We start from the raw sequence: 19,380 nt of genomic DNA, 5'->3' as shown, positions 1-19,380 counted from the left end.
TTCCTTCGGCGTCAACTCCGCTGCTCCTCGATCACTTGATGGATAACTTCGTCCCATTCGGACAAAAATCGCTTGAGACCGAAGCGGGCGGTGGCGAATTCGCGCGCAGCCTTGCCCGCGGCCACCGCCATCGCATGGTCGTTGAGGAAGTCACGCAGCCCCTGGCCAAGCCGAATCACGTCGGCGCTGACCACACCGGCCTCGGGCGGCACGACGAACGGGGCCATCGTGGTACCCACCGCCACCACCGGCATGCCCAGGAACATCGCCTCGACGAGTGACAGGCCCAGTGACGTCCACCGAGCGGTATGCAGATAAACGCGGCGGCTCGCCACCTGTGCCCATAACCGTGGGGCCAGTACGTCACCCCGCCCGACGACTCCCCGGTGCTGACCGCCCAACGCCTCCGTTCCCATCCCCCACACGTCGATCTGTCCGTGGGCCGACAACGGCTCCAACAGGTCAGTTCCGACGGTGCGGCCTCGGCGCACCGGCTCGTTGATCATGGTGGCCACGCGCAAGATGTCGCCGGTGTACAGGTGCCCCGGGTCGGCCATTCCGTGGTCGATCACCCGGGTGGGCGCAGAACCGTTGTCCCACATCAGCCGGTTGAAGTCGGTGACGTGAATGAGCGGGATGTCGCTGCGCTCGGCAAGATGATGCCGACTCTGTTCGGCATGGGGACGCGGGGCATTGTGCTCGACATAGACCGCCGGCAGGTCGACTCCCGGAGTCCGGCCGACCCAGCGACACACCAACTCCGCCTCGTGCGGACGTTGTAACACCACCAGGTCGACATCGCAGTCGCGCAAACCCTCAAGCGGCACCTCGCGCGCGTTCGGCCACGACCGCCCGGCCAACCCGATGCCGCCCGAGCCGCGGTCGGGCGCGATCGGAATCAGATAGCGGTGCGGACCGGCGACGAAGGCTTGCGTCCAGGAGCCATGCACGTGCCATACCAACACGCTCCGGGGCGCTTTTTGGGCAGCTCCGGCCTCGGACATGGCGCTCCGAATACCCTTTACGTTATTCGCTAAACGTCGAATTCACGTAGATTTCCGCAGGCCGGAGGGTCGACGGCTGCAAGATGATTCCATGCGCTGACAAGGGGTAGACACGCATGGTGGCGCAGCAACAAAGCGGAGAAACCTCCCTGCGCGGTGTGGTCGCGATCGGCGCCTCAGCGGGGGGCGTCGAAGCGCTGTCCAATATGGCGGCCGGATTGTCCCCGGATCTCCCCTACGCCTACGTGGTGACCCTGCACGTTCCCCCCGGAATACCGAGCGTTTTGCCGCGCATTATTGACCGCAAAGGGCCGCTGCCTGCCACCGCGGCTGAGCACGGCGCGGAGCTTGAGCCGGGTCACATCTACGTCGCCGTTCCCGATCGGCATCTGTTGGTCACCGACAACCGGTTGTTGCTATCGCAGGGGCCCACCGAGAACGGGCACCGCCCGGCAATCAACGCCATGTTCCGGTCGGTGGCGCTGGCGTACGGACCACGGGCCGTTGGGGTGTTGCTCTCCGGCGTCCTCGACGACGGCGTGCTCGGGCTGCGCGCGATTCAATCTCGCGGCGGAACCACCATAGGCCAGACAACCGACGACGCCCTCTTCCCGGCCATGCCACTGAACGCATGCAACGCCGGGGTGCTCGACCGTCAGTCACCAGCCGCCGAGATCGGCAGAATTTTGAAAGAATTGGCGCAACAAGATCCCAAGGAGCTCACCGTGGAGCTCGATCCCGGGTTGGAGTTGGAGAACCGGATCGCAATGACGTCGCGATATTCCACCGACTTCGACACTCAGGCGCTGGGTCAACCTTCGACCTACACCTGCCCAGACTGCAACGGATCACTGGTGTCGATTTCCGACGGGCACTACCGCTGCCAGGTCGGGCACGCCTGGACCCCCGATGCGCTGTTGGCCGCACACGACGAGGAAGTCGAAGGAGCGCTGTGGGTGGCCGTTCGCAGCCTGCAGGAGAAGGCCCGGCTTTCCCGCCGCATGGCCGAGAGGGGAACCGGTGCACTGAAGCGCCACTACACCACCATGGCGGAGGAATCCGAACGAGCGCTCGGTGTGCTGAGCGAGCGACTGGCTGACAGTGGGCCGCGTCCCGGTGAGGCAGTTGATTAAGAAGACCCCGACCATTCGCGTCGACACCGAGCACCTGGACCAGGTAACCGTACTGGTTGCCGACGGAGTGTTGGACAGCTCGACGTACCGGAACTTCCGCGACGAGGTGATCAAGGCGGCGCTCGACGAACCGCTCGCGGTTTTGGTCGATGTCAATGCCCTGTTGGTGCCGTCGAAGTCGGCGTGGTCGGTGTTCACCAGCGCCCGTTGGCATGTGAGCACCTGGCCGGACGTTCCCCTGCTCTTACTCTGCGATGACTGGGCGCGCCGTCGCGCCATCGCCGGGCGCGGTGTCACCCGATACGTTCCGGTCTATGCGTCCAGGGAGCACGCACTTGGCGCGCTCGGCGATAGATCGGTGCGCACCCGGCGGCGGGCACGAATTGAATTGCCGGCAGCCAAATCCAGCGTGAACCTGGCCCGGGCAGCGATCTCGGAGTGGCTTAGCCAGTGGGAGCAACCCCACCTCATTCCGGTCGCCGGGACGGTGGCGACTGTCCTGGTCGAGAACGTCCTCGCGCACACGCAGAGCGCCCCGATCATGGTCGTGGAAAGTTACGAGGACACCGTGACTGTCGCGCTCGAAGATTGCTGCCGGCAGCCGGCGACTCGGCGCGAGGACCCAACTCGGGGCAGCGACATGCTGTCCGGGTTGGCCATCGTTTCTGCGCTAAGCCGTGCCTGGGGAAGCACGCCGACTTCCTCGGGTAAATCGGTGTGGGCGCTGGTCGGTCAGGAGAATCAACTCTGACGTTCCCGAGTAGTGTTCGAAATCCTGCCACCACGGACGAATAGGGCACGATGGACGGCAAGACTGACGAGGCTTTCGAGGCCCTGCTGCGCTATATGCGCGACTCCCGTGGGTTCGACTTCACCGGCTATAAGCGCGCATCGTTGATGCGCCGGGTCCGGCATCGCATGGATCGCGCCGGTTACACCACCTTCGAAGAGTACCTGGACCTGCTCCAGGCCAGCTCGGATGAGTTCTCCGCGCTGTTCAACACCATCCTGATCAACGTGACCGCCTTCTTCCGGGATGCGGAAGCGTGGGAATTCGTCAGTACCAACGTCATTCCGCAGATGTTGGCCGAACGAGGACCGACCGCTCCCATCCGGGTATGGAGTGCCGGATGCGCCTCCGGGCAGGAGGCGTACACATTGGCTATGTTGTTGGCCGATGCGCTCGGGGCGGATGCATTTCGCCAACGGGTGAAGATCTACGCCACCGACATCGACGAAGAAGCGCTGGCCGCCGCGCGGGGTGCATCCTATGACGGCAAAGCCGTCGAGTCCGTGCCGGCCGAAATGCTGACGCGGTACTTCGAGCAGGTCAACGGCCGCTATTTCTTTCGCAAAGACCTTCGGCGTGCAGTCATCTTCGGCCGCAACGATCTGGTCAAGGACGCGCCCATTTCCCGCGTCGATCTGTTGGTCTGTCGCAACACGCTGATGTATCTGAACGCTGAAACGCAGCAAAATGTGCTGGGTCGGTTGCACTTCGCCCTGGCGCCGCAAGGCACGTTGTTCCTGGGACACGCCGAGATGCTGCTGAGCCACGGCGATCGATTCATCCCATTGAGTTTGAAGAACCGCATTTTTCGCAAAACGCTCGGGACTCATCGTGATCGCGAACGCTATGACCCGGCGGCCCCGTTCTACGATCGACAAGGTGAAGTGTCTGGCCTGACGACGGTGCGGGACTTGGCATTTCGGGCCAGCCCGGTGGCGCAGATCGTGGTGACCGGTGAAGACACCGTGGCGATGATCAACCAGCAGGCGGAGAGTCTCTTCGGCCTGTCGGCGCGCGATATCGGCCGGTTACTGCGCGACCTCGAGGTGTCCTACCGCCCGGTCGAACTACGCGCCTACGTGGAACAGGCCAAGGTGGAACGGCGTTCGGCGCGCGTTCAAGACGTCAAATGGCAGCGTGCTGGCGCGGAAACCGTGTGGTTCGAAATCCACATTAACCCGTTGGTGGACGCGGAGAACGGCCTTTTAGGCGTCTCGATCGCGTTTTTCGACGTCACGGCGACACGAGCCTTGCTCGACAAGGTGGTACAAACCAACCGGCAGCTGGAAACGGCGTACGAAGAACTGCAATCCACCAACGAAGAACTCGAAACCACGAACGAGGAACTGCAATCCACGGTCGAAGAGCTGGAAACCACCAACGAGGAACTGCAATCCACCAACGAAGAACTCGAAACCATGAACGAGGAGTTGCAGTCCACCAACGATGAGTTGCACAACATCAACGACACATTGCGGGAACGCAGTTTGGAATTGGTCGAATCCAAGAACTTTCTGGACGGGCTCATCAACTCGGTTCAGTTGGGCATGGTGGTGGTGGACCGAGAGATGCGCGTCTTGGTATGGAACCGCGGCTGCGAAGAGTTGTGGGGTTTGCGCGCTGACGAAACTACCGGCGAGCCATTGCCGCAACTCGACATTGCGCTGCCGATGGACACCATGCGGCCGATGATCGGGAACGCATTCGTCGAATCGGACGGTGCAAAGGAGGCGGTGATCGAGACCGTCAATCGACGCGGACGCCATACTCGAGTACGTATCACGTGCACCGCGTTTCGCTTGAGAGACAGCAGCGTGGGCGGGGCGCTGCTGCTTATGGAGGCTACGAGCTGACGGGTTCACCGGGTATCCGGTGCGCGAAGGCTGTCCACCAAACGAACGACATCGGCATAACCGTTTATCGCGGTCGCCGGCCCGGGTATCCCGCCACCTCGCGGGACCCCGCGTTGCGTATCTGAGGGTCCCCGGAAGGGAAAGCCTATGCGGATTGCCATCGTCCATGGAGACGACCTGATCGGCGACGAATGCGAGCAGCTGTCGGCCGCGCTGGCCGGTCATGGCCATCAGGTCACCTCCTACCCCCGGCGAAGCGATCAAAGCACCGCAGCGGCGCACTCCGACCGCGGCTTCGACGTAGTCCCGGTGTGCGCCGGCCCCGCGGCTCCGCAGCACGCCGTGGAAGTGCTGCCCTTCGTCGGCGACTGGGCGGCCGAGCTGGCAAGCCTGTGGTCGCTCGACCCTCCGGACATCGTGCACGGGCATGGCTGGTTGGCCGGGCTGGCCGCGCAGCTGGCGGCACGCCGTCAAAACTTGCCGACCGTCCAAACCCTCCACGGCCTGGCGTCGACGTCGCACACCGACCGCGCCGAGGTCTCAGAACGCGAGCGGGCTCGACTGGAACCCCTCCTGGTCCGGAATGCGACATGGGTGACCGGCGGCAGCAGCGAAGAACTCGGTATGTTAGCCCGGTTGCGTCGCAACCGGGCACGCCTCTCGGTGTTATCGGCGGGCGTGGATGTCACGCGTTTCTATCCGGTCGGTCCGGCACTCGATCGAACCGCAAAGCACCGGATTGTGTGCGTGGGACCGAACTGTTCGCCGGCCCTGGGATTCGACAAGACGATCCGGGCGTTGCCGCAACTACCGGGCGCAGAGCTCATCATTGCCGAGACAGCCGCCGACCCGAACGGCGAAGACGAACGCAACGCATTGACCAGTTTGGCTGCTGCACTGGGAGTCAGCGACCGGGTCGCCTTCAGCAGACCCGCATCGACCGAAGACCTGCCAATGCTGCTGCGCTCCGCTGACGTGGTCACGTGCACACCTCGGCAAGCGCCCTATGCGACGCCGGCGCTGCAAGCCATGGCCAGTGGGGTGGCCGTCGTCGCCGTGAATGTCGGTGCGCTGACCGACACGATCATCCATTCGGTCACCGGACTACTGGTGTCACCCACCAGTCCCAGGGATTTGTCTGTAGCGTTGAAAACTGTTGCAGCCCAGCGTTTTGCCCGTCAAGGTATGGGTGCGGCGGGCCGGTTGCGCGCCGAGTCTCGGTTCAACTGGGATCGCATCGCCCTCGATGCGCTCAACATCTATCGCCAGGCGAGCGCGACGCAACCACAACAGGTGGCCAGCGCTAGCTAGCGGCTTGCTCTGCGCATTACCATCGTCATCAATTATGACGAGTTCGATCGATGGTGCCCTATTCGACCGGGGCGGCTCGGGCGTGGAGCGCGCCGATCGTCACTGCGACGACTTGTTTTCGCCGTCGCGTGTCCTCGCCGCAGTGCATGCGGAACTGCTTCGAACTCGCGACCTCAACACCGCGCGGCGCTTCTTCGCTCGTGCTTACCGCCCTGGCTGGCGAATCAGCGGCATGAGCGGCGAATCAGCCATCACCCACAGCCGTTGCGCTGCGGCGTCGCTCACCATCGACGAAGTGACGATCGAGGGCCGAGTGGCCGCTGAGATCCCGCCTGGCGAGTCGTTGATCGTGCTGCAACCGCTGGCAGGAGAGATAACGGTCAGTGGTGAGCGTCAGGCCCAGAGCAGCCCCTTATTGTCGACACAAGGTCTGTCCGCCAAGATCGTTGAGTTCGCTGCTGCGCGTTTCGGCGTGGTGAGCATTCCGCCGGCGCTAGTCCACAGAATCGCCGCGGCCCGGCACACACCACTGCCTCCGCAGATGAAATTTGTTGACTGCCACCCACGTTCGGCTCCCGCTGCCCGGATTTGGTGTGATTGCCTGGATTTCGTGACCGCTCGTCTAGCCTCGGCAGACACCGCCCAACATCCTTTAATGCTTAACGCCTTCGCTGAGTTGTTGGCGGCCGCCGTATTCGAGTGCTTCCCGTCCAATGTGACTGCCGAACAAGATCTGCTCAATGACCCGACGGTTCCTAAGGCAGTGCACGCCGCGTTGTCATTCATCCATCGCCACGCCGGCGACGACATCGGCGTCAACGACGTCGCAGCCGCGGTTCATCTGACGCCCCGGGCAGTGCAGTATCTGTTCCGGCAGCAACTCGACACCACCCCCACCGAGTATTTGCGCCGGGTACGGCTGCACCGGGCGCATCAAGCGTTGCTGGGCGCCGATCGCTCGACGGCCACGGTCGGCGACATTGCACAGCGGTGGGGCTTCACGCACACCGGCCGATTTGCGGTGCTCTACCGCCAGACCTACGGTCAAAGTCCACACAGCACGTTAGAGAACGCGGTGACCGGAGTAGGAAAAGCTAAACCCGCGCCAATCCGCTGACCTCATTGGCAGCGTCATTGAGCAGCGATTCGCGCGCGACAGCGTCACCCACAAATCGCTCGGCAAGGACCCGCAGCTTGATGTTCGAACGCTGCGACATCCGCGCCAGCAACTCGAACGCGGCATCGGCATCTAATCCGTATTGCAGCATGACGATGCCCATGGCTTGATTGATCACCGCACGCCGGGTATTGATGGCCGTCACCGCGTCGGTCAGTCGCTTCTGCATGTCCGCCTCAAACTGTTCGGTGAGGTCGACATAACAGCCCTCGGTACCGGCCACCTCGCCGTGATCGTCGAGCAGTGGGTGGCCCACCACGACCACCAGGTGCACCCAACCTTCGGTGTCGATGATCCGGTGGCGATTACTGCAGGAAACCCCATCCCGATACACCCGCTCGGCTAGTTCCACCACGACCGGCTTCTCGTCGGGGTGCTGATGCCGGACAAGCAACTCGGTGGTCGGCGTGACACTGCCCGGTAGGTACCCGTGTATCTGGGCAACCTCGTCCGACCATTCCCAGCGGTCCTCGCGCGCTAGGTGGCGGAACCGACCCACACGGGGCCAGCGTCGTACCACAGCCGAGTCACGCATGACTCAAACCTATGTCGGCTGGGCCAGATTTGATCGCTTCTGACCGGACTACTTCGCAATCCGGATACTTAAGAAACTAAACGAACTCAGGCGGTCTTGGCCAAGGTCGGCGATCCGGACGAACCTTCTCCCTTGGCGACGCGCCGGATGAGCATCCGGGTCGCCTTTTCCACAATCTCCTGCGCGGCATCGGGTCGACGAACCCGTTCGGCGCGCCGCACCGCGCCGGCGATCGTCATCCCTCGCTCATAGCCGGTCACCACCCGCGGGTCCACATACGACCCTCGGGCCACTGCCGGTGTGTTACCCAGTTCTTCGGACACTTCCTTCATGACCGCCGACTCGACCCGCTTGATGACCCGCTGGGACACTGGGGGGTCCGCGTCGGCGAACGCGGCGGCGGCAAGCACCGTGCCATGCCAGGTCCGTAAATCCTTGACGCTGTAGCTTTCCCCCACCAGTTCCTTGAACCGGGCATTCAGGTCGTCGGCTTTGACGTCTACCCAGCCAGATGCGGTGTGACACACCAAGAGTCGTTCGGTGCGATCGGGGCGACGCAACAGTGCGCGCACCGCGCGAACCACCTCGGGATCTTCGATCTCCAGGGTGCGCCGTACCCCGCTCTTGGCCGGGTAATCGAACCCGACCGCGTGGCGGCGGATCGTGACGTGGTCGCACAGCAGCGTGGCGATTCCGTAGGACTCGTTTTCCTCCGCGTACTGCTCGCCGCCGGCGCGGAAGTAACCGCGGTCCAGCAGATGCAGCGCCAGGGCGAGCACGCGGTCGCGGGTAAGACCCCGACCGGCAAGATCTTTGGCCACTCTTGCGCGCCACGCCGGCAGCTCCTTGGACATTTCGAGCACCCGGTCGAACTTCTCCTCGGCGCGCTCCTGCTGCCAGGCTAGGTGGTACAGGTATTGCCGCCGGCCCGCCGCGTCGGTACCGACTGCCTGGATGTGTCCGTTGGGATAGGGCGCGATCCACACTTTCTTCCAGGCCGGTGGGATGACGAGTTCTTTGATGCGTTGCAAGGTGTCGGGGTCCGTGACCAACTCACCGTCGGGCCCGTAGTAGGCGAAGCCTTTACCCCGGCGCTTGCGGGTGAGGCCGGGTTTGTTGAGCACGCTGCGACGCAGCCGCATGTCGCTCCTTGGGTCGTGCCGTCTCGACTTCCGTCGTAGCTTGACCGGGAATTACCCACGCAGCCAAGGATTCACACCTGCGGGATTGCCCTGGCTTACAAGCCGGGCAGTTCGACGTCCCTGGTGCGCAGCAATAACGGGACGACAAGCCATAGGGCGGCAAACATCACCAGCGCGCAACTCCCGGCGACGATGGCCGCGACCGTCCCCGCGACTCCGTCGAAGATGATGACCGTGACCCCGGCCAACGCGAGTCCGAGCAACACCAGTCCGGCGTAGGCGCAGCGGTGCGCCGCGGACACCAGCACCGCGAGGCGGTGCCGCCGAAACAGCAACCGGTGCATGCCGACTGGGGCGATCAGCAACAGAGTCGCGGCCACCGAGCAGCCCACCGTGACCAGATACACCGCCCGCATGTCGTCGCCCAGAATGTCGAACCGCTGCTGGAAGGGCAGGGTGAGCAGGAAACCGGTCAGCAGTTGCACTCCGGTCTGCACCACCCGCAGTTCCTGCAGCAGGCTGGTCCAGTTGCGGTCGAGTCGTTGCAGTTCGGTCTCGCCGCGCTCACGGCGGTCCCATTGTTGGTCATGTTCCGGATGGTCGACATCCATGGCGGTGATCATTGCACGCCCGGCGGCGGTAATTGCCGAGCCGCCGGGCAAAATGCCAAACGACCCGCCACGGGAAAGTTGTGGCGGGTCGTGGCGGGTGTGAACCCAGCTGTACGGAATCAGCCGGCCATGAACTCGTGGTAGGCCGATTCCAGGTTCGGCGGCAACGCCGACACGTTGCACTGCCGCTCGGTGTCACCGATGGGCGCCAGAATGCCGCGCAGGTCGTAGTACTCGTTGGGATGCGCCGTGAAGTAGCCGCGCAGGTTAGCCGCCGCCTCCCCGCGGGGCTGCCCGTACGCCGCCATCACCACGTCGTTGGCTCCCGGATGCGAAGCGAGGTACTGCTGAGCCGCACCGGTTGCGGATGAGACGGTGGAGTTGACGCTTTGCTGACTGCAGTCGGGCGCCGCCGCGGCCGACGGCGCGCCGACGATTCCCAGAGCGAGTCCCCCGAGCAGACATCCGGCGCTGACGCCGGCAACTCGCCGACGCGCGACGATACTGCTGAATTTCATGGTGATTTGTTCCTCCGAATGGGCGAACTGATCGACGAGGCTCCCGAAGGCCTCGAAATCCAAAGTAGCGGAAGCAAAAACGCACTCCCGGCGATGTTCGCCGACAACGAACGCGGGTTTAGCGGGTTACTCGCCCAACCGCGGGACAAATGCAACTCATGTGGCAAATTTTGTTAAGCAACGGCCAAATTCGCCAGGTAACACTGAGGGCTCTTAGAAAGAGCTGCGAGTTCTTAAGAGATCGTGATCTTGATCGTGACTGAACCGTTACCTGGCTTTGGGCCGCACTACTCGATTGCTAACGATTGAGCTTCCCGTCGCGCACGCCGGTCAGCGCGTCGTCGAGCGTTGGGTAAAGGGGGAATGTCTTGTCCAGACCGGTCAAGTGAATCGGACGCCGCGTCGCCGGACCGCGCGCCACCACACCGAACTCGGCGTCCCCGAGTTGCTCGTACGTCGCCGCCAGGATTTTCAGTCCTACCGAGCCGAGGAACTCCACCCCGGAAAGGTCGATCACCAGCGCCGCCGGATTGCCCGCGACCACGCCGCCGATGGCTTCTTCGAGGGCCGGAGCGGTGACCAAGTCGATTTCTCCACCGATACTGAGCACAGCGACCCCGTCGTGGTCCGCAACGGTGGCGGTGATCGAATCAGGAGCTGACAACGGCGATCCTTCCAGGCCTCTCAGGTCGACGCGCGTGCTGCAAGCCTAACCCGCGGTACATACTGCGAGAAGAGAAGACCTCAACACGTCCCACGTCGGCAATCAGGCTACTCTCCCAGTTAGCAATTGCGCCCTGCGGAGCGCGTCGTGGCACTTAAGAGGCCTCGGGAGGCCAGATGTCAGATTCGACGGATCTCAGTAACACGAACGCCACGGTCACTGTTTCCAGCGAAGGTCTGTTGCCTCAGCTCGTCCAACACCTGCGCCAGAACCGCACAGCGCTGCGTGAGGAATGGGCGCGAAGAATCACCGCAGCGGAATTGTTGACGGCGATGACGCCCGAGGAGATCTTCTCCGAGGCGACCGCTGTCTACGACAACTATGTAGAGGTGCTCGAGACGGGCAGCGTGGAGGCGCTGCAGGACTATGCCCGTGACCTGTCCGAGCGCATCATTCCCCGGGGTGTGGAAACCGACGAGGTGCTCGGCATCGTGCTGCTGTTGCGCGACGTGCTGGCGCGCTCGCTTTTTCAGAAGTACCAAGCCGAGTTCGACATGCTGAACCGTGTGCTGGACGCCTACGAGCCCGCGGCCAACCGCATCGCCAACACCGTGGGCGTCAGTTTTGTGCAAGAACGCGAGCGCATCATCCGCCAGCAGCAGGAGGCCATCCGGGAGCTGTCGACGCCGGTGCTCCAAGTTCGTGAGCAGCTGCTCATCCTGCCGATCATCGGCGTGCTGGACAGTCAGCGCGCCCGGCAGGTCACCGAGCAGTTGCTGCGCGCCATTCGCGCCAATCGCGCGAAAGTGGTGGTCATCGACATCACCGGGGTGCCGACCATCGACTCCACGGTGGCCAATCACCTAGTGCAGACCGTCGATGCGTCGGGGTTGATGGGCGCCAGCGTGATCATCACCGGCTTGTCTTCAGAGATTGCACTCACCTTGGTGACGATCGGGCTGGACCTGTCCAAAATGAATGCCGTCGGTGACCTCCAAGGCGGCATCGAGGAGGCCGAGCGGCTCCTGGGCTATGAAGTCACCCGCACCGGTGACTGACTCCGGCGACCGGGACTGACGCGAGCAGCCCATGCCAGTACCAATTTTGAAGCAGGGCGCGATCTTGATCGCGACGGTGCAGGCCGCACTCACCGACTCCGACACCGAGCGGCTGCGCTACGACCTGATGGAGCGGGTCAGCCGATTCCGTGCCCAGGGCATCGTGGTCGACGTCACCGCGATCGACGTAATGGACTCCTTCGCGGCCCGGTCGTTGCGCACGATCGCGCACATGACTCGGCTGCGCGGCGCGGACACCGTGATCGTCGGTCTGCAGCCGGAGGTGGCGTTCGCGATGGTCCAGTTGGGGCTGGCCTTCGACGACATGAATACCGCGCTCGACCTCGAAGAGGGCATCGCCCTGCTGCACAAGAAGTTGGGGTTGGGCAAAGCGACGATCGGGCGCGACGGTGCCGGGTGACATATTGGTCGAAATCAATAACCCCGACGACATCGTCGCCGCCCGCAGAGCCGGCCACGAACTTGCCCTTGAGCTTGGGTTCTCCCTGACCGACGTCACCATGATCGCCACGGCGATCTCCGAGATCGCACGCAACATCACCAGTTATGCCGGCCACGGCGCGGTGCGTGTTGCCGTCGCCGACCGGGAAGGCCGCCGGGCTCTGGTTGTGCGAGCGGAGGACGAAGGGCCCGGGATTGCCGACATCGAGCGCGCGATGGAAGACGGTTACACCACCGGCCGCGGGCTGGGCATGGGCTTGCCGGGTGCGCGCCGGCTGATGGATCGGTTGATCGTGGAGTCCGCGCTCGGTCAGGGCACCGTCATCGAGATGTGGAAGTGGGTCCCGTCCCGTGCCTGAGACGCTGCGCGGCGGTGGCCGGATCGGCCCGATCGAGTGGGCGACCGCGGGGCGGCCCCGCCCCGGCGAGGACTCCTGCGGTGACCAGCCGATTGCGGTCGACATCGGTGGTGACGGACCCTCAACGGGCGCCTTGTTCGGGGTGCTCGACGGGCTGGGTCATGGCCCGGCGGCCGCGAGCGCCGCGGTGACGGCGGTGGAGACGCTCAGCCGTTCCCGCGGGGAACGACTCGAGGTCTTGCTGCAGTTGTGCCATCGCGTGTTGGGCGGCACCCGGGGCGCCGCGATGACCTTGGCCCGGGTCGATTTCCAAACCAACCGGCTGAGCTGGACCGGAATCGGAAATGTCAGCGCCAACCTGGTGGCCAAAACAGCGGCCGGCACCCAGGTCCGCAGCTCTGCCCGGCTGGCCGGCGGCATCGTCGGCTTCAAGATCCCGGACATCCGGCCCGCTCAAGTCGTACCCATCCGCACCGGCGACCTGCTGGTCGTCGCGAGTGACGGCATTGCCGATGACCACCTGGACCATATTGACTTCGCCGCGTCCGCGGTCGACATCGCCGAGCAGATCCTCAGCAAGCACGCCAAAGAAAGCGACGACGCAATGGTGTTGGCCGCTCGCCATCGCGGTATCCCGACGTGACCTACACCGACGACTTCCACCAGAGCTACGCCGCCGCGCTGCAGAGGTATCTGACCGCGCGCGACGAGGACAGCTTGGCCGTCGGCCATGAGCTCGGTCGCCGCGCTTTGCAAGAACAGATCAGCGTCCTCGACATCATCGAAAATCACTTCCGGCTGATCGCCGACCGCTTCAAAACGTCGATGAGCAACAGCGAGACCGCGTTGGAGTTCCTGTTGCAGACCTTGGCCACACTTGACATCGCCACTCGCGGATTCCTCGACGGGACAAAGCGTTACGCCGAGGAACGTGCCCGCGCCGAGGGCCTGGCAGATCGCGATCGATTCCGTACCGCAGTGGTGAACTCGTTGCAGGAAGGATTTTTTGTCGCCGATCACGACGGCGCGGTGATCGAGATCAACAAAGCGTTCGCCGACATCCTCGGGTATACCGCCGACAGTCTGCCGTTCCACTGGCCGCATCCGTGGCTGATGGACAAGAAAACCGCAGCACAGCAGATGGGGTTGGTGCGCCAGATCGGCAGCGCGCAATACGAAACGCCCATTCGGCACCATGACGGTCATCTGGCCTGGGTGGCGGTCAGTATCAACGCAGTTCGCGGCCCCGGTGCCGCCCGGGACATGTACGTCGGGACAATCCGCGACATCACCGCAGAACGCGCCTTCGCCGCGCGCGAAAGCGCGGTGCTGAGACTAGCCACCGCTGTCGGAGTGGCCAAGAGCATGGGCGAATTGTTGGAGATCACCCTGGAAGAATGCCGAGCCGCTGTTGACGTGCAGCGAGTCATCGCGGTCACGTGGCCACGTGGCGACGGCGAACCGACCGTGCAAGTGGCCGGTGAACCCGATGAAAGTGGCTGGCGCACAATCGATCCGGTATTGCGCCAAGTGCTTCTCGACGCGCGCCACCAATTACCGCTGACGGCGCGCACAATCGAGTGGCCGGACGCCCCGGGTAAAGCGCGCGGCATGGTTGCGGTGCTGTCCGGCGCCGCAGATGTGGTGCTGTGGCTGGAGCTTCGAGTGCCACGCTGGGTGATCGCCGAGGACCGGCTGCTCATCACGGTGCTGATCGGCCACCTGAGTTTGGCGATCGCTCACGTCCGGCAATTCGAAAGTGCTCGGGAAACGTCGCTGACGTTGCAGCGTGCCATGCTGCCGCCGGTAAAACCGCCGGCGGGCTTTGCCGTTCGCTATGAGCCCGCGGTACCGCCGTTGGAGATCGGCGGCGACTGGTATGACGTACTCCCGATCGACGACCATCGCATCGGCATCGTCGTCGGTGACTGTGTGGGCCGCGGTCTGCCGGCCGCCGCGATCATGGGTCAGCTGCGCAGTTCGGCGCGTGCGTTGCTGCTTACCGGCGCCGAACCGGCCACACTGCTGGAACAACTCGATGCGGCGGCGTCGTTCACTCCGGACGCGTACTGCACGACGGTGTTTCTAGCCATCCTGGACACCAGCACCGGCACACTCGGATACAGTAACGCCGGCCACATGCCCGCCATCCTCGCGGCGCCGAACGGCCAAACGACGTTCTTGGACCGGGCCACCTCGGTACCGCTTGCCGTACGCCGCAATGAGACTCGGCCCGAGGGCTCACATGCGCTGCTACCGGGCTCGACGCTCATCTTGTTCACCGACGGCCTGGTGGAACGCAAGCACGAAGACCTCAACGATGGCCTGGCCCGTGTCGCCGATGTCCTCGGCGACACGACGGATCTACCGGTTGACGCGGTCGCCGATGCGATGCTGGACCAGTTGGCGCCGGCGGCAGGTTATGACGACGATGTGGCAATGGTGGTGTACCGACACGAAGTAGCGCCACTTCGCATCGAAACCACGGCCACCCCAGATCAATTGGCGGTGATTCGACGTCGGCTCACCACCTGGTTGCGGGCCGCCGCGGTGCCGGAGGAGCAAGCCTCTGACATCGTGCTGGTCGTCAGTGAGGCGTGCACCAACTGCGTCGAGCATGCTTACCGAGGTCATGATGTCGGCGCCATGCTGCTGGAGGCGACCGCCGCAGCGGGTGAAATCCGCGCCCAGGTGACCGATTGGGGATCGTGGAAAACGCCTGCGGCCGATCCCGGCAACAGCGGGCGTGGCCTGCTGTTGATCAAAGCCATCGGCGACACCGTCCACATCGCCGATACCGCTCAGGGAACCCGTGTTGAGCTGGCCTTTTCCGTTCTCGCGCCGGTGGGCTGAGCTGATTAGCTCGTTTGCCCGCCGGCTATCCGGGTACAAAGAATTGTGACCCGCGCATCGATTACCGTTGATCCCGTCCTGCCCGCGGCGCACGGACCGTTGTCGATGGCGGTACGGCGCATCTTGACCGGGCCGATCTCGCCTGAACAATCCGGCCGCGTCACCGCGTCCGTGCGCGACTCGGATCCGTACGGCTTGGACCTGCAGTTGGCGTTGTACATGTGCTACGAACTGCACTACCGGGGATTCGCCTCGGTCGATCCCGGCTGGGAATGGAACCCCACCCTGTTAGCACTACGTGCCGAGCTGGAGCGGGCCTTTCTGACCGGAGTGCTGCGCGATGTCGGCCCGATTGAGCCAGACCACACCGCTGCAGCCGAAATGGAAGCTCTGACAATCGAATCCGCGGACGGCACCGGCCCGTCCTACTTCTTGCGCGACACCGGAACCTGGGCGCAGATGCGCGAGTACTTCGTGCACCGGTCCCTGTACCACCTCAAGGAAGCCGACCCGCACGCGTTTGCCATTCCGCGACTGACCGGTAGGGCCAAGGCCGCGTTCGTGGCCATCGAGTTCGACGAATACGGGGCGGGTCGAGGTCCCCGGATGCACCAGCAGCTGTTCGCCGATCTGATGGACGCCGCCGACCTGGATTCGACCTATCTCGCCTATCTCGAAGCCGTACCGGCCGAGTCGTTGGCGGTGGTCAACCTGATGTCGCTGTTCGGCTTGCACCGGCGGTGGCGCGGTGCCGCGGTGGGGCATTTCGCGTCGACGGAGATCACCTCCCCGCCCGGGTCGCGACGGATGGTCCAGGCGCTGCAGCGGATGCAGGCGCCGGCGGCGTGTATCGAGTTCTACCGCGAGCACGTCGAGGCTGACGCGGTGCACGAACACGTGGTGCGTATTGATGTGGTTGGCGACCTGGTCGCCCGGGAACCGCAGCTGGAATCCGACGTCGTATTCGGTATCCGCGCACACGCCGCGGTGGAGAATCGCCTCGCCGATGCCCTGATGGCGGCGTGGCAGCGGGGCGAGAGCTCGTTGCGCAAGCCGATCGGTTAGGCGGACTACTGGGCCGCCTTGACGCGCTTACACCTGCGATGACTGGTGTCGCACAACGGGTACTCCTGACTGCGCCGACATGTACAGATGGCCACCATGAACCGGTCCGATTCCACGACGGCACCATCGGGCATCTCGATCCGCGCGGGACCGGAAACCAGCACCGGCCCGTTGGGCACTACCTGCACCCGAGTGGTACTCACGGCTTGTCTGCCCGGATGACCACCAACTCTTCCTCCCGGCAGCCCAGGGGGATCTGGCCGGTCTCCTCCAACCATGTGGCCCGGGTCGTCATCACCGGTCCGAACGGAATCCATTGCGAGGCAACAACGTAGGCGTCCAAGCCGGAAGCCCGCAACGCGTCCAGCGACTGCTGGGTGCCGGCCAGCGCCGAATGCACCAAAAACAGAGACCCACCGGCAGCCAACAACGTTGACGCCGTTGCGCACAACGGGTCCAACACCATCCGCCCATCCGGCCCTGCGTTCCACGCCCAGGACGGGCCCGCGGTCGACGGAATGAGGTCGGTGTCATCGACCGGTGGGGTGGGCACGTATGGCGGGTTGGACACCACCACGTCGAACGGCCCCAGTTCGAGTGCACCCACCCATGATCCTTGCCGCACATCGACGTCGACTCCGGCACCGGCGGCATTGCCGCGGGAGTAGCGGACTGCGTGTGGGCAGATGTCGAATGCGGTGACGCTCGCACATCCCATCTCGGCGGCGGAGATCGCGACGAACCCTGTGCCGGTACACAAGTCGAGCACCCTGCGCTGCGGGATCAATCCTGAGCGTCGCATTGTGTCGACGAGCAGGTGTGAATCAGACTGCGGCTGGTACACCCGATCGGCGACCAGAGAGTCACCCGGTGCTGGGTACGTGGTCGTCACATTGAGCCTTTCTCGGCATTTGCTGAGCGGTAGCCGTGGCGAGCACGGCATGGCGTCTCTAATGCCCGCAATTTACGTAGTTGAAACCAAAGCATGTGTGCTGGTCATGCGGAAGCCGAACCCGCTGCGGCAGTCGTCAATTGCTTGACGAGCGTGGCGCAGAAGGCATCGAGATCTCTGGGCGAGCGGCTGGAAATGAGGTTGCCGTCGACGGCGACCTCCTCGTCGACGACGTTGGCGCCCGCATTCCGCAAATCGGTACGGATGCTCGGATACGAAGTCACCGTGCGCCCTTTCACCACGCCGGCCTCGACCAATGTCCACGGACCATGACAGATCGCGGCGACCGGCTTGCCGGATTCGACGAAGTCCCGCACGAACGAGACGGCAGATTCGTCCAGGCGCAACTTGTCTGGATTCACGGTGCCGCCCGGCAACACCAAGCCGTCATAGTCGTCGATCGAGGCGTCGGAGACGGCGCGGTCCACCTGGAACGTGCCGGCCGGCTCGAGATCGTGTTCGCGCGCCTGGATTTCGCCTTCCTTCAGCGACAGCAGTTCGATTCGGGCCCCTGCCTCCTGCAGCGCCGAGCGAGGTTGCTCCAGCTCGATTTTCTCGACCCCATCAGCGGCCAGGATCGCGATTTTCTTGCCGTCCAATTGGTTCGACATGGTGATGCTCCTTTACGGATTGAGAACAACCTTGGTGCAGCTGTCTTGCTTGTGCTTGAAGATCTCGTACCCGTGTGGCGCCTGATCCAGCGGCAGGTGATGGCTGATGATCACCGTAGGGTCGATGTCGCCGTTGCGGATCCGTTCGAGCAGGGGCCGCATGTACCGTTGCACGTGGCATTGGCCGGTCTTGACGGTCAGTGAACGGTTCATCAACGAGCCGATGGGGAATTTGTCCATCAGCCCGCCGTAGACGCCGACGATGGACACGGTGCCACCGTTGCGGCAAGCCATGATGGCTTCCCTAATGGCATGCGGCCGTTCGGTTTCCAGCCGCATTGCCTGCTTCACCCGGTCGTAGGCGTCGACCACTTTCACGCCGTTGCGCGCTTCCATGCCCGCCGCGTCGATGCAGTGGTCCGGTCCGCGACCGGCGGTGATGTCCTGCAGTTCGGCCAACACCGAGGTCTCTTCGAAGTTGAGCGGTGTCGCGCCCAGCTTGCGGGCCAATTCCAGCCGGTACGGAACCCGGTCGATGGCAACGACTTTGGCCGCGCCGAGCAAGTAGGCGCTCATGATGGCGAACAGCCCGACGGGGCCGGCGCCCCACACGGCGACGATGTCTTCGGACTTGATGTCGCACATCTCGGCACCCATGTAGCCGGTGGGCAGGATGTCGGACAGGAACAGGGCCTGGTCGTCGGTGAGGTCGTCTTCGATCTTCAGCGGCCCCACGTCGGCGAAGGGTACGCGTGCGTATTCGGCTTGGCCGCCGGCGAACCCGCCCAACATGTGCGAGTAACCGAACAGACCGGCCGGCGAATGACCCATGAATTTCTCGGCTATGCCGGCATTCGGGTTGGAGTTCTCGCACAACGAGTACAGATCGCGCTCGCATGCCGAGCATGCGCCGCATGCGATGGGGAAGGGCACCACGACCCGGTCGCCGACGGTCAAGTTGGTCACTGCCTTGCCGACTTCCACGACCTCGCCCATGAATTCGTGGCCGAGTACGTCACCGTGCTTGACCGTGGGAATGTAGCCGTCGTAGAGGTGCAGATCCGATCCGCAGATGGCGGTCGAGGTGACCCGGACTATGGCGTCGCGGTCGTTCAGAATGGTGGGATCCGGAACCGACTGCACCTCAACGCTATTGCGCCCGGTATAGACATTCGCCTTCACTCCTGCGCTCCTTCACCGGTCGGTTGCGCCTTCTGTTGATGCATCTGCCGGAAGGCGACGGTGCCGTCGGGGGACCCGTCGGAACGCACCACCTGCCCGG

Annotated in this window: 21 protein-coding genes; 11 read left to right on the top strand and 10 right to left on the bottom strand. The window is 63.9% G+C overall.

What is annotated here, in order from left to right:
- Window positions 1–11: 11 nt before the first annotated feature.
- Window positions 12–1,004 carry a glycosyltransferase gene (locus tag A9W95_RS09370; protein ID WP_067411199.1) on the bottom strand — a complete coding sequence of 331 codons (993 nt, stop codon included), beginning with the start codon at window positions 1,002–1,004 and terminating at the stop codon, window positions 12–14.
- 116 nt (window positions 1,005–1,120) lie between these two features.
- On the opposite strand from A9W95_RS09370, the gene A9W95_RS09365 reads away from it, so the two are divergent.
- The 5 genes from A9W95_RS09365 to A9W95_RS09345 all read left to right on the top strand — a co-directional run bounded on the left by A9W95_RS09365 (window position 1,121) and on the right by A9W95_RS09345 (window position 7,208).
- Complete coding sequence (locus A9W95_RS09365; protein WP_067411198.1) at window positions 1,121–2,137, top strand: chemotaxis protein CheB; 1,017 nt, start codon at window positions 1,121–1,123, stop codon at window positions 2,135–2,137.
- A complete protein-coding gene (locus A9W95_RS09360; protein ID WP_067411236.1) occupies window positions 2,130–2,888 on the top strand; it encodes a sulfate transporter in 759 nt (252 codons plus the stop codon). The genes A9W95_RS09365 and A9W95_RS09360 overlap by 8 nt, the downstream gene beginning before the upstream one ends.
- A 50-nt stretch (window positions 2,889–2,938) precedes the next feature.
- The gene (locus tag A9W95_RS09355) at window positions 2,939–4,780 is read left to right on the top strand and encodes a CheR family methyltransferase (RefSeq protein WP_067411196.1); all 1,842 of its coding nucleotides are present in this window, start codon (window positions 2,939–2,941) and stop codon (window positions 4,778–4,780) included.
- Between the two features lie 147 nt (window positions 4,781–4,927).
- A complete protein-coding gene (locus tag A9W95_RS09350) occupies window positions 4,928–6,091 on the top strand; it encodes a glycosyltransferase (protein ID WP_067411194.1) in 1,164 nt (387 codons plus the stop codon).
- Window positions 6,092–6,125: 34 nt separating this feature from the next.
- Complete coding sequence (locus tag A9W95_RS09345; protein WP_082982988.1) at window positions 6,126–7,208, top strand: helix-turn-helix transcriptional regulator; 1,083 nt, start codon at window positions 6,126–6,128, stop codon at window positions 7,206–7,208.
- On the opposite strand, the gene A9W95_RS09340 is transcribed toward A9W95_RS09345, so the two are convergent.
- From A9W95_RS09340 to A9W95_RS09320, 5 genes are all read right to left on the bottom strand, one after another.
- The gene (locus A9W95_RS09340; protein ID WP_253851602.1) at window positions 7,186–7,803 is read right to left on the bottom strand and encodes an ANTAR domain-containing protein; all 618 of its coding nucleotides are present in this window, start codon (window positions 7,801–7,803) and stop codon (window positions 7,186–7,188) included. The genes A9W95_RS09345 and A9W95_RS09340 overlap by 23 nt on opposite strands.
- Before the next feature lie 86 nt (window positions 7,804–7,889).
- Window positions 7,890–8,945, bottom strand: coding sequence for a DNA topoisomerase IB (locus A9W95_RS09335; RefSeq protein ID WP_067411190.1), 1,056 nt, complete (start codon window positions 8,943–8,945; stop codon window positions 7,890–7,892).
- Window positions 8,946–9,040: 95 nt separating this feature from the next.
- On the bottom strand, window positions 9,041–9,556 hold the full coding sequence (locus tag A9W95_RS09330; protein ID WP_067411231.1) for a DUF6328 family protein: 516 nt from the start codon (window positions 9,554–9,556) through the stop codon (window positions 9,041–9,043).
- A 119-nt stretch (window positions 9,557–9,675) separates the two neighbouring features.
- Window positions 9,676–10,074, bottom strand: coding sequence for a heme-binding protein (locus tag A9W95_RS09325; protein ID WP_067411228.1), 399 nt, complete (start codon window positions 10,072–10,074; stop codon window positions 9,676–9,678).
- 298 nt (window positions 10,075–10,372) lie between these two features.
- Window positions 10,373–10,738 carry an STAS domain-containing protein gene (locus A9W95_RS09320; protein WP_067411187.1) on the bottom strand — a complete coding sequence of 122 codons (366 nt, stop codon included), beginning with the start codon at window positions 10,736–10,738 and terminating at the stop codon, window positions 10,373–10,375.
- Between the two features lie 176 nt (window positions 10,739–10,914).
- Between A9W95_RS09320 and A9W95_RS09315 the strand changes: the two genes are divergently transcribed.
- The 6 genes from A9W95_RS09315 to A9W95_RS09290 are packed head-to-tail and all read left to right on the top strand — an operon-like array spanning window position 10,915 to window position 16,535.
- A complete protein-coding gene (locus A9W95_RS09315; protein WP_067411185.1) occupies window positions 10,915–11,796 on the top strand; it encodes an STAS domain-containing protein in 882 nt (293 codons plus the stop codon).
- 31 nt (window positions 11,797–11,827) lie between these two features.
- Entirely contained in the window at window positions 11,828–12,217 is a 390-nt protein-coding gene (locus A9W95_RS09310) for an STAS domain-containing protein (RefSeq protein ID WP_067411168.1), read from the top strand.
- Window positions 12,207–12,617, top strand: a complete 411-nt coding sequence (locus tag A9W95_RS09305; RefSeq protein WP_156746092.1) for an anti-sigma regulatory factor — start codon at window positions 12,207–12,209, stop codon at window positions 12,615–12,617. The genes A9W95_RS09310 and A9W95_RS09305 overlap by 11 nt, the downstream gene beginning before the upstream one ends.
- Window positions 12,618–12,621: 4 nt before the next feature.
- Window positions 12,622–13,260, top strand: coding sequence for a SpoIIE family protein phosphatase (locus tag A9W95_RS09300; RefSeq protein ID WP_067411223.1), 639 nt, complete (start codon window positions 12,622–12,624; stop codon window positions 13,258–13,260).
- Window positions 13,257–15,470 carry a SpoIIE family protein phosphatase gene (locus tag A9W95_RS09295; RefSeq protein ID WP_067411166.1) on the top strand — a complete coding sequence of 738 codons (2,214 nt, stop codon included), beginning with the start codon at window positions 13,257–13,259 and terminating at the stop codon, window positions 15,468–15,470. The genes A9W95_RS09300 and A9W95_RS09295 overlap by 4 nt, the downstream gene beginning before the upstream one ends.
- A 45-nt stretch (window positions 15,471–15,515) precedes the next feature.
- Window positions 15,516–16,535, top strand: a complete 1,020-nt coding sequence (locus A9W95_RS09290) for an iron-containing redox enzyme family protein (protein ID WP_067411163.1) — start codon at window positions 15,516–15,518, stop codon at window positions 16,533–16,535.
- Between the two features lie 5 nt (window positions 16,536–16,540).
- On the opposite strand, the gene A9W95_RS09285 is transcribed toward A9W95_RS09290, so the two are convergent.
- The 4 genes from A9W95_RS09285 to A9W95_RS09270 all read right to left on the bottom strand — a co-directional run bounded on the left by A9W95_RS09285 (window position 16,541) and on the right by A9W95_RS09270 (window position 19,280).
- Entirely contained in the window at window positions 16,541–16,738 is a 198-nt protein-coding gene (locus tag A9W95_RS09285) for a CDGSH iron-sulfur domain-containing protein (protein ID WP_067411161.1), read from the bottom strand.
- A complete protein-coding gene (locus tag A9W95_RS09280) occupies window positions 16,735–17,427 on the bottom strand; it encodes a HemK2/MTQ2 family protein methyltransferase (protein WP_067411157.1) in 693 nt (230 codons plus the stop codon). Before A9W95_RS09280 ends, A9W95_RS09285 begins: the two co-directional genes overlap by 4 nt.
- A 104-nt stretch (window positions 17,428–17,531) precedes the next feature.
- Window positions 17,532–18,098: a type 1 glutamine amidotransferase domain-containing protein gene (locus tag A9W95_RS09275; protein WP_067411155.1), complete on the bottom strand. Its 567-nt coding sequence runs from the start codon at window positions 18,096–18,098 to the stop codon at window positions 17,532–17,534.
- Window positions 18,099–18,110: 12 nt separating this feature from the next.
- The gene (locus A9W95_RS09270; RefSeq protein ID WP_067411153.1) at window positions 18,111–19,280 is read right to left on the bottom strand and encodes a zinc-dependent alcohol dehydrogenase; all 1,170 of its coding nucleotides are present in this window, start codon (window positions 19,278–19,280) and stop codon (window positions 18,111–18,113) included.
- Window positions 19,281–19,380 lie beyond the last annotated feature (100 nt).

Source organism: Mycobacterium sp. 1423905.2 (assembly GCF_001673155.1).
Taxonomy (GTDB): domain Bacteria; phylum Actinomycetota; class Actinomycetes; order Mycobacteriales; family Mycobacteriaceae; genus Mycobacterium.
The sequence above is the reverse complement of the archived record's forward strand: the minus strand, read 5'-3'. Positions and strand labels throughout refer to the sequence as shown.

What these genes read in the sequence shown, in the direction of transcription:
- A9W95_RS09370 (WP_067411199.1), bottom strand. Translation starts at nt 1,004, where the DNA reads ATGTCCGAGGCCGGAGCTGCCCAAAAAGCGCCCCGGAGCGTGTTGGTA.
- A9W95_RS09365 (WP_067411198.1), top strand. Translation starts at nt 1,121, where the DNA reads ATGGTGGCGCAGCAACAAAGCGGAGAAACCTCCCTGCGCGGTGTGGTC.
- A9W95_RS09355 (WP_067411196.1), top strand. Translation starts at nt 2,939, where the DNA reads ATGGACGGCAAGACTGACGAGGCTTTCGAGGCCCTGCTGCGCTATATG.
- A9W95_RS09350 (WP_067411194.1), top strand. Translation starts at nt 4,928, where the DNA reads ATGCGGATTGCCATCGTCCATGGAGACGACCTGATCGGCGACGAATGC.
- A9W95_RS09345 (WP_082982988.1), top strand. Translation starts at nt 6,126, where the DNA reads ATGACGAGTTCGATCGATGGTGCCCTATTCGACCGGGGCGGCTCGGGC.
- A9W95_RS09340 (WP_253851602.1), bottom strand. Translation starts at nt 7,803, where the DNA reads ATGCGTGACTCGGCTGTGGTACGACGCTGGCCCCGTGTGGGTCGGTTC.
- A9W95_RS09335 (WP_067411190.1), bottom strand. Translation starts at nt 8,945, where the DNA reads ATGCGGCTGCGTCGCAGCGTGCTCAACAAACCCGGCCTCACCCGCAAG.
- A9W95_RS09330 (WP_067411231.1), bottom strand. Translation starts at nt 9,556, where the DNA reads ATGGATGTCGACCATCCGGAACATGACCAACAATGGGACCGCCGTGAG.
- A9W95_RS09325 (WP_067411228.1), bottom strand. Translation starts at nt 10,074, where the DNA reads ATGAAATTCAGCAGTATCGTCGCGCGTCGGCGAGTTGCCGGCGTCAGC.
- A9W95_RS09315 (WP_067411185.1), top strand. Translation starts at nt 10,915, where the DNA reads ATGTCAGATTCGACGGATCTCAGTAACACGAACGCCACGGTCACTGTT.
- A9W95_RS09310 (WP_067411168.1), top strand. Translation starts at nt 11,828, where the DNA reads ATGCCAGTACCAATTTTGAAGCAGGGCGCGATCTTGATCGCGACGGTG.
- A9W95_RS09275 (WP_067411155.1), bottom strand. Translation starts at nt 18,098, where the DNA reads ATGTCGAACCAATTGGACGGCAAGAAAATCGCGATCCTGGCCGCTGAT.